The sequence below is a fragment of the Azospirillum sp. TSO22-1 genome, from assembly GCF_003116015.1.
Classification (GTDB): Bacteria; Pseudomonadota; Alphaproteobacteria; order Azospirillales; family Azospirillaceae; genus Azospirillum.
This window is the reverse complement of record NZ_LGQZ01000017.1, coordinates 1-8,031: the sequence shown is the minus strand read 5'-3', so window position 1 is coordinate 8,031 and position 8,031 is coordinate 1. Positions and strand designations below refer to the sequence as shown.

Annotated in this window: 10 protein-coding genes and 1 pseudogene; 1 reads left to right on the top strand and 10 read right to left on the bottom strand. The window is 68.7% G+C overall.

Annotation, left to right across the window (positions count from 1 at the left end):
• The 4 genes and pseudogenes from TSO221_RS05735 to TSO221_RS05720 form a co-directional block, all read right to left on the bottom strand.
• Window positions 1-277: pseudogene (locus TSO221_RS05735) on the bottom strand (keto-hydroxyglutarate-aldolase/keto-deoxy-phosphogluconate aldolase); the annotation flags it as partial.
• A complete protein-coding gene (locus TSO221_RS05730) occupies window positions 274-987 on the bottom strand; it encodes a GntR family transcriptional regulator (RefSeq protein WP_109117520.1) in 714 nt (237 codons plus the stop codon). The pseudogene TSO221_RS05735 and the gene TSO221_RS05730, both read right to left, overlap by 4 nt.
• 14 nt (window positions 988-1,001) lie before the next feature.
• Window positions 1,002-1,937 (bottom strand): sugar kinase, encoded by a 936-nt coding sequence (locus tag TSO221_RS05725; protein WP_109117519.1) that lies wholly within the window; start codon window positions 1,935-1,937, stop codon window positions 1,002-1,004.
• A gap of 14 nt (window positions 1,938-1,951) precedes the next feature.
• Window positions 1,952-2,875, bottom strand: a complete 924-nt coding sequence (locus TSO221_RS05720; RefSeq protein WP_109117518.1) for a DMT family transporter — start codon at window positions 2,873-2,875, stop codon at window positions 1,952-1,954.
• Window positions 2,876-3,124: 249 nt separating this feature from the next.
• Here TSO221_RS05720 and TSO221_RS05715 point away from each other — a divergent pair, with 249 nt between their 5' ends.
• Window positions 3,125-3,847: a GntR family transcriptional regulator gene (locus tag TSO221_RS05715; RefSeq protein WP_109117522.1), complete on the top strand. Its 723-nt coding sequence runs from the start codon at window positions 3,125-3,127 to the stop codon at window positions 3,845-3,847.
• A gap of 16 nt (window positions 3,848-3,863) precedes the next feature.
• On the opposite strand, the gene TSO221_RS05710 is transcribed toward TSO221_RS05715, so the two are convergent.
• From TSO221_RS05710 to TSO221_RS05685, 6 genes are all read right to left on the bottom strand, one after another.
• A complete protein-coding gene (locus tag TSO221_RS05710) occupies window positions 3,864-4,541 on the bottom strand; it encodes a TerC family protein (protein WP_109117517.1) in 678 nt (225 codons plus the stop codon).
• Between the two features lie 19 nt (window positions 4,542-4,560).
• Window positions 4,561-5,844: a TRAP transporter large permease gene (locus TSO221_RS05705; RefSeq protein ID WP_109117516.1), complete on the bottom strand. Its 1,284-nt coding sequence runs from the start codon at window positions 5,842-5,844 to the stop codon at window positions 4,561-4,563.
• Window positions 5,835-6,377: a TRAP transporter small permease gene (locus TSO221_RS05700; protein ID WP_109117515.1), complete on the bottom strand. Its 543-nt coding sequence runs from the start codon at window positions 6,375-6,377 to the stop codon at window positions 5,835-5,837. Before TSO221_RS05700 ends, TSO221_RS05705 begins: the two co-directional genes overlap by 10 nt.
• Before the next feature lie 66 nt (window positions 6,378-6,443).
• Window positions 6,444-7,430 (bottom strand): TRAP transporter substrate-binding protein, encoded by a 987-nt coding sequence (locus TSO221_RS05695; RefSeq protein ID WP_109117514.1) that lies wholly within the window; start codon window positions 7,428-7,430, stop codon window positions 6,444-6,446.
• Window positions 7,431-7,532: 102 nt separating this feature from the next.
• Window positions 7,533-7,880 carry a cupin domain-containing protein gene (locus tag TSO221_RS05690; protein ID WP_109117521.1) on the bottom strand — a complete coding sequence of 116 codons (348 nt, stop codon included), beginning with the start codon at window positions 7,878-7,880 and terminating at the stop codon, window positions 7,533-7,535.
• A gap of 17 nt (window positions 7,881-7,897) precedes the next feature.
• A partial coding sequence (locus TSO221_RS05685) for an SDR family oxidoreductase (RefSeq protein ID WP_146208717.1) occupies window positions 7,898-8,031 on the bottom strand: 134 nt, incomplete at its 5' end.

Sequence of the window (8,031 nt, the reverse complement as noted above, 5' to 3'; positions counted from 1 at the left end):
CGGGCGAGACCAGGAACGTCGCACCGGCGTCGCGGGCCTGGGCGAAGTGCTCGGGCTTGGTCAGCGTGCCGAGGCCGACCAGGGCGCCGGGCACCTTGGCGGCGATCGCCTCGGCGCAGGCCAGCGCCTTCGGCGTGCGCAGCGTCACTTCCAGCGTGGTCAGGCCGCCGACCACCAGGGCCTCGGCCAGCGGCACGGCGGTGTCGACGTCGTCGAGGACCAGCACGGGAACGACGCGGGCGCCGGACAGCGTGGGTTCGAGCAGCGGAACGCTCATCGGACGGACTCCAGGACACCGGTGAAGTAGATGGGCGCGGCGTGGCGGAAGTCGTCGATGGTCACGTCCAGCGCGTCGAGGTGGGAGTTGAGGTGCGCGACGGCGCGGTCGGGGTCGTGGTCGGCGATGGCGTCGGCGATTTCCTGATGCTCGGCGATGACCTTGCCGATACGGCCGGGCGCCGGCAGGGTGAGGCGACGGCAGCGGTCGACCTGCACCTTGACCTGCTGGGTCAGCGTCCAGAAGCCGGGGTAGCCGGCGATCTCGGCGATCAGCGCGTGGAACAGCTCGTCGCTCTCGTGGAAGCCGTCGGCATCGTCTGCGGCGTCCTGCTCGCGCTGGCGCTCCAGGTTGGCGCGCAGCTGGGCGATCTGGCTGCGCGTCGCGCGCTCGGCGGCGAGGCGGACGGTGGCGTCCTCCAGCGCCTTGCGGATGACGGTGGCCTCCGGCAAGGCGGCCACCGGGATGCGGGCGACGAAGGTGCCGGACTGCGGGAAGATCTCCACCAGCCCCTCGTCGGCCAACTTCAGCACCGCCTCGCGCACGGGGGTGCGGCTGACGCCGTAGGCTTCGGAGATCTGCTTTTCCGAGATCGGGTCGCCGGGCTTGCGGCGCAGCGTGACGATGTCGGTGCGCAGGTCGCGGTAGATGCCGGCGGCCACCGAGGTGGCGCGCCGTGCGGTTCCGCCATGCGAGGTGCTCGGTGCCATGACGGGCCTCTCCTTCAGGGTAAGCGGGCGAGGCCGGCCATGGCCTCGCGCGGGATGATGGCGCCGCGGTGCTGGATGACCAGCGCGGCCAGATGGTGCGCGGCGCGTGCCGCCTGCGCCGGGTCCTGCCCGGCCAGTCGGGCGGCGAGGTAGCCGGCGCTGAAGCTGTCGCCGGCCGCCGTGGTGTCGACGACGGTGCCGACGCGCTCGGCCGGCACTTCGGTGGCGGTGTCGCCGCGGCTGACGATGCAGCCGGGTGTTTCCAGCTTCAGCACGATCTCCGGTACGCCGGCGGCGCGCACCCGGGCCAGGGCCGCCGCGGCGTCGGCGTCGCCGTACAGGCCCTGCAGGTCGGGGACGCCGGGCAGCGCGATGTCCGTGTGGCGCAGCATCTCGTCGAAGGCGCGTCGCGCCACCGCCTTGTCGGGCCACAAGCGCGGGCGCCAGTTGGTGTCGAATGCGACCCGGCCGCCGCGCTTGCGCACGCGGTCGAGCAGCGGGAACAGCACGTCCCGTCCGCACTCGCCCCAGATCGCCAGGCTGATGCCGGAAAGGTACAGCAGGTCGTAGCCTTCCAGCGCCTCGATCAGCGCCGGCGACTCCGGCAGCATGAAGAGGTCGCGGGCCGGGGCGCTGTCGCGCCAGTAGAGGAAGCGGCGCTCGCCGGCCGGGTCGGTCTCGATCATGTAGAGGCCGGGGACGCGGCCGGGCACGCGCAGCAGGTGGCCGGTGCCGACGCCCTCCGCCCGCCATGCCGCGGCCATGGCGTCGCTGTGCGCGTCGTCGCCGAGCGCGGTGACGTAATCCACCGCCACGCCGAGGCGCGCGAGATAGACGGCGGTGTTCAGCGTGTCGCCGCCGAAGCCCATGGTGAGCGTGCCGTCCGGCCGGCGCACCAGCTCCAGCATGCATTCGCCCAGCGAGGCGACCCGGCCCATCTGGTTGCTCATGTGCGTTTTCCCGTTCATGCCGGCCCCCGCGCGCGCAGGCGTTCGCGGTGGGCGGTGTAGACGCCGCTGGCGACGATGATGGCCATGCCCGCGAAGGTCCACAGGTCCGGCACGGCGGAGAACACGAGGTACCCGGCCGCCGTCGACCAGATGAGCTGGATGTACGAGTACGGTGCCAGCACCGACGCGTCGCCGTAGCGGTAGGCCAGGATCAGCAGCCATTGTGCCGCGGTCGACGCGACGCCGATCAGCAGGCCGAACGCCAGTTCGGTCGGCGTCGGCATCACCGCATTGAAGGGCAGCAGCACGCTGAGCACCACCAGCCCGGTCAGCGCCGTCCACACCAGCGTGGTGGTGGCGTCCTCCGATCCGGTCATGCGTCGTGTGACGATGATGCCGACGGCCCAGCTGATGGCGGAGAGGATAGGGAACACCGCGGACGCGTCGAAGGCGGCGCTGCCCGGCCGGATCACGATGATCACGCCGATCAGGCCGATCACCACCGCCGCCCAGCGCCGGATGCCGACCCGCTCGCCCAGGAACGGGATGGACAGGGCGGTGACGAAGGCCGGGTTGACGTAGCTGATCGCCGCCGCCTCGGCCATCGGCAGATAGCGCAGGCCGAGAATGAAGAATATCGCCGAACCCAGCATGCCCAGGCCGCGCAGGATCTGCAGCAGCGGGCGCTGCGTGCGCAGCACGGTCGGCCCGCCGCGCACCACCACCGGCACCACCAGCAGCGCGAAGCTGGCGTAGCGCAGCCACGCGATCTCCAGCGAGGGCAGGGTCTGGCTCAGGTGCTTGGCCGTCGCGTCGGAGCAGGTGAAGAACAGCACCGCCAGCACGACCAGCAGGATGCCGCGCACCGGATCGTCCCGCCGCACGGACTGGGCGGCGAGGGCGGACGGTTCGGTGGGGAGGCGGCTGGCGTCTGGCATGGCGGTATCATATACTAATATATTACATCGCGGCAAGCGGCTTTCACCGTCTCAGGGGCTCCATTCCCCGTAGCCGCCGATGATCAGGGAAGAGACGACCGGTGCGGTGCGTTTGCGGTCCATGGCTGCATTTCCCACAAAGTTTGACGTTCAGCAGAGCAAACTCTTATATTTGATGCGGTGCCGCCCGACCTGGAGAACACGTTGGCGAAGTCCGCAGAGACCGTCGTTTCCGAACCCGGGACGGGCATGCCCACGAAGGCCCGCCGCCGCGGGGCGGTGGCACCGGTGGCTCGGCCGCCGCAGCGGGGCGCCACGGCGTCGGCCACCATCTACCGCGCCCTGCGCGACGAGATCCTGTTGCTGCGCCGCAAGCCGGGCGAGCCCATTGCCGAGAAGCAGATCTCCGAAGCCTACGGCGTCAGCCGCACCCCGGTGCGCGAGGCGGTGCTGAAGCTGACCGACGAAGGTCTGATCGAGGTGTTCCCGCAGTCCGGCACCTTCGTTGCCCGCATCCCCATCGGCGCGCTGCCGGAGGCCATCGCCATCCGCCGCGTGCTGGAGGAGGCGACCGTCCGCTACGCCGCCGAGCGTGCGACGCGCAGCCAGGTCGCCCGCCTGCGCGCCTGCATGGAACTGCACCGCGAGCGCGAGGCGGCCGGCGATCTGGAAGGCTTCCACCAAGCCGACGAGGAGTTCCACCGTCTGCTGTCCGAGACCGCCGGCTATCCCGGCTTCTGGACGCTGATCCAGCAGGTCAAGGTGCAGGTCGACCGCTTCCGCCGCCTCACCCTGCCGGCGCCCGGCCGCACCACGCTGGTGATCCGCGAGCACGAGGCGATCATCGACGCGGTCGCCGCGCACGATCCGGACGGTGCGGCCCAGGCGCTGAACACCCATCTGCACGACCTCCAGATCATCATCGCCGAGGCGCAGAAGGCGCACCCCGCCTATTTCACCGCCGCGGACTGACGCCAAGCCGGTGGCGCTAGCTCAGCAGCGCGGCGTGGGCGATGACCTCGTTGGAACCGCGCCAGATCATGTCCAGCGCCACGTAGGTGATGATCGCCAGACCGATCCAGCCGATCCAGCGGTGCTTGTGCAGCAACTTGGCGATGACGTTGGCCGCGGCCCCCATCAGCGCCACCGACAGCAGCAGGCCGATCACCAGCACCGTCGGGTGCTCCTTGGCCGCGCCGGCCACGGCCAGCACATTGTCGAGGGACATCGACACGTCCGCCACCATGATCTGCCAGACGGCGGCCATCACCGTGGCGCCGCCGGCCACAGCGACCGCGCCGCCGCCGCCGGCACCGCCTTCCACCGTCACGTCGGGGGCGTCCATCACCTCATCGGGGGTGACTTCGCCCTGGCCGCCCTGGTGCAGCTCGCGGAACATCTTCCAGCACACCCACAGCAGCAACACCCCGCCGGCCAGCGTCAGGCCGATGACCGCCAGCAGCTGCGTGGTGGCCAGCGCGAAGGCGATGCGCAGGATGATCGCGGCGCCGATGCCCCAGAGGATCACCTTGCGGCGGTTCTCCAGCGGCACCGCCGCGGCGGCCATGCCGACGACGATGGCGTTGTCGCCGGCCAGCACCAGGTCGATGGCGATGACCTGGGCCAGGGCCGCGAGCTGCGCCGTGAAGGCAGCGGTCTCAAACATGGTGGCGCTTCCTTCTCACTCAGTGCATCAACAGGCGCGGCAACCACAGCGAGAACATCGGCACGTAGGTCACCAGGCCCAGCGCCACGAACAGTGCGCCGTAGAAGGGCGTGATCGAGCGCATCACCTCGCCCACCGAGATCTCGCCGATGGCGCAGCCGACGAACTGCGTCGTGCCGACCGGCGGCGTGTTCAGACCCAGCGCGCAGTTGATCAGCATCACCATGCCGAACTGCACCGGGTCCATGCCGTACTGCATGGCGATCGGCAGGAAGATCGGCGTGCAGATCAGGATCGTGCTCGCCATGTCCATGAAGGTGCCGAGCAGGAACAGGATCACGTTGATCAGCAGGAAGATGACGATCGGGTTGGTCGACACGTGCGCCAGCAGCTCGCCGGTCATGTCGGCCACTTCGTACAGGCCCATCAGGTACTGGAACATGGTGGACACGCCGATCAGCAGCAGCACCACGCCGGTGGTCTTCACCGTCTTGGCCGCCGCGATGACGAAGTGCTCCCACGTCATGGTGCGGTAGATGAAGAAGGTCAGCAGGACCGTGTAGATCACCGCGATGGAGGCGGACTCCGTCGCCGTGAAGATGCCCGAGATGATGCCGGCCAGGATGATCACCACGATCAGCATGCCCGGCGCCGCGGCGGCCAGCGTGCGGCCGACGATGGCCCAGCCCGGGAAGGTGCCCGACGGGTAGCCGCGCTTGACCGCGACGTAGTAGGCCGCGCCCAGGTTGCAGACCATCAGCACCAGCGCCGGCATGATGCCCGCGGCGATCAGCGCGCCGATCGACGCCTTGCCGCCCGCGGCCAGTGCGTAGATGATCATGTTGTGGCTGGTCGGCATCAGGGCGCCCACCAGCGCGGCGTGCGTGGTGACGTTGACCGCGTAGTCGGCGTGGTAGCCCTCGCGCTTCATCATCGGGATCATCACGGCGCCCATGGCCGAGACGTCGGCGACCGGCGAGCCGGCGACGCCGCCGAACAGCGTGCAGGCGACGACGTTCGACATGCCCAGGCCGCCGCGGATGTGGCCGACCATGCTCTTGGCCGCGGCGACGATCTTGTCGGCGACGCCGCCGTGCAGCATCAGCTCGCCCGAGAAGATGAAGAAGGGGATGGCCAGGAACGAGAAGATGTTCATTCCCGACATCATCTGCTGGAACGCCACCGCGACCGGCAGGCCCTCGACCAGGATGGTGCACAGCGCCGACAGGCCGATGGCGAAGGCGACCGGGATGCCGAGGATCAGGAACCCGAAGAAGGTGATGGAAAGGACGATCAGTTCCATGACGGCGTGACCTCCTCGCCGCGGATGATCGCGACGATGTGCTCGAGGCAGAACAGCGGGATCAGCGCGCCGGAGATGACCAGCGGGATGTAGCGCACCCCTTCGCTGACGTGCAGGTTGGGCATGCTGTAATTGGCCACCGACCAGCCGAGCACCCAGCCGTTGTAGGCCATGGCGACGCCAAAGATGCCGACCGACGCGTAGATGAAGATCTCGAGCACGTGGCGGGCCTTCGGCGACAGCATGACCAGCAGGGATTCCAGGCTGATGTGGCCGGCGTCGCGCACGCCGACGGCGGCGCCGAGCATGGTGACGTAGAGAACCAGCACGATGGCCAGGTTCTCGGTCCAGGTCGGTGAGCTGTTCAGCGCATAGCGGCCGAACACCTGGTAGAAGACCACGCAGATGAGCACCAGCAGGCCGGTGATGGCGAGCATCATGCTGATGCGCGACAATGTGGCGTTGATGCTTGTGAACCAGCCCGTCATCGGGCGGACTTGGACGGCGGTTTCGGCTTGCATTTCGATGTCCATGACACGTCTCCCCGATGAGGTGGGCGGCGCCGCCTTCATGGCAACAGCGCCGCCCTCAAGTGGGCGTTACTTCGTGTCCTGGATGCGCTTGACGAGGTTCTGCAGGCGCGGCGTGTCGGCGAACTTCGCGTACACCGGCTTCATCGCATCGGAGAACTCCTTCGGGTTCTCGACGTCGAGGATCTGGCTGCCGGCCTGCTCGACGATCGCCTTGGACTTCGCCTCACGCTCGTCCCACAGCTTGCGCATGTAGGGCACCGAGTCCTTGGCCGCCTTGCGGATCAGCGTCTGGTCGTCCTTCGACAGGCGGTCCCACACGACCTTGGAGAACACCAGCACCTCGGGCGCCATGACGTGCTGCGTGCGGTTGTAGAATTTGGCCGCCTCGAAGTGGCGCGAGGACTCGTACGACGGGTAGTTGTTCTCGGCGGCGTCGATGATGCCGGTCTTCAGCGCGGTGTAGACCTCGCCCATCGGCATCGGCGTCGGGTTGGCGCCCAGGGCCTCGATCATCGACACGAACAGGTCCGACTGCTGAACGCGGATCTTCATGCCCTTGAGGTCGGCCAGGGTCTTGACCGGCTTCTTGGTGTAGAAGGAGCGCGAGCCGCTGTCGTAGAAGGCGAGGCCGATCATGCCCTGCGGCTCCATGGCCGCCAGCACCTCGTTGCCGATGGGGCCGTCGAGCACGGTGCGCATGTGTTCGGTCGAGCGGAACAGGAAGGGCAGGGCGACCGCCATCGTCTCCGGCACCACGTTGTTCAGCGGCGCCACGTTGATGCGCATCATGTCGAGGCCGCCGATCTTCAGCTGCTCGATGGTGTCGCGCTCGTTGCCCAGGGCGCCGTTGGCGAACACCTTGACGCCGAGCTTGCCGTTGGTCTGCTCCTTGAGGAGCTTGTCCATGTACTTCACGGCCTCGACGGTCGGGTAGTCGTTCGGGTGGATATCGGCCGAACGGAAGTCGCGGGCCAGCACCGGGCTGGCGGCGAGGATGGCGCCGGCGGTGGCGGCCAGCAGCGTGTTGCGGATGGTACGCAGAGTGGCGTTCATTGGGGTCGTCCTCCAAAAAGTGCCTTGGCGGCGAGTTGGCGCGGTTTTCGACCGCGCTTCTGTGGGGTGTGTTTTCAGCGTTTGGCAGGTGTCAGGCGGTGCTCAGGCGAGGAAATCCTCCCGGAGCGGGGTGAACACGTCGAGGAGCACGCCGGGCTCCAGCGCGACGACGCCGTGCTCCGCGTTGGACGGCACGATGTAGCCGTCGCCGGCGCCGAGGCGGCGGGTGCGCCCCTCGATGGTGACGTCGAAGGAGCCGCTCTCCACCACCGCGCACTGGTGGTGCGGGTGGCGGTGCAGCGGGCCGATGGCGCCGGCCTCGAAGGCGACGCGCGTCATCATCATGGTGGGGTTCCAGCCCAGGATCTTGCGGCGCACACCCTTGCCCAGGTCCTCCCAGGCGACGTCGGCGTCCACCACGAACATGTCGGTGCCGGTCTTGTCGGTCATGGTCGTCATCCGTTCGCTCAGCGGGCCAGCCAGCCGCCGTCGACCGGCAGGATGGTGCCATGGATGTAGTCGGCCGCGTCGGAGGCGAGGAACACCGCCGGGCCGCCGATGTCGGACGGCACGCTCCAGCGCCCGGCCGGGATGCGGCCGA

Bases quoted from the DNA above. Each gene is read 5' to 3' on its own strand.
- TSO221_RS05720 (WP_109117518.1), bottom strand. From the start codon at position 2,875: ATGCCAGACGCCAGCCGCCTCCCCACCGAACCGTCCGCCCTCGCCGCC.
- TSO221_RS05710 (WP_109117517.1), bottom strand. From the start codon at position 4,541: ATGTTTGAGACCGCTGCCTTCACGGCGCAGCTCGCGGCCCTGGCCCAG.
- TSO221_RS05705 (WP_109117516.1), bottom strand. From the start codon at position 5,844: ATGGAACTGATCGTCCTTTCCATCACCTTCTTCGGGTTCCTGATCCTC.
- TSO221_RS05690 (WP_109117521.1), bottom strand. From the start codon at position 7,880: ATGACCGACAAGACCGGCACCGACATGTTCGTGGTGGACGCCGACGTC.
- TSO221_RS05695 (WP_109117514.1), bottom strand. From the start codon at position 7,430: ATGAACGCCACTCTGCGTACCATCCGCAACACGCTGCTGGCCGCCACC.
- TSO221_RS05715 (WP_109117522.1), top strand. From the start codon at position 3,125: ATGCCCACGAAGGCCCGCCGCCGCGGGGCGGTGGCACCGGTGGCTCGG.
- TSO221_RS05730 (WP_109117520.1), bottom strand. From the start codon at position 987: ATGGCACCGAGCACCTCGCATGGCGGAACCGCACGGCGCGCCACCTCG.
- TSO221_RS05725 (WP_109117519.1), bottom strand. From the start codon at position 1,937: ATGAGCAACCAGATGGGCCGGGTCGCCTCGCTGGGCGAATGCATGCTG.
- TSO221_RS05700 (WP_109117515.1), bottom strand. From the start codon at position 6,377: ATGGACATCGAAATGCAAGCCGAAACCGCCGTCCAAGTCCGCCCGATG.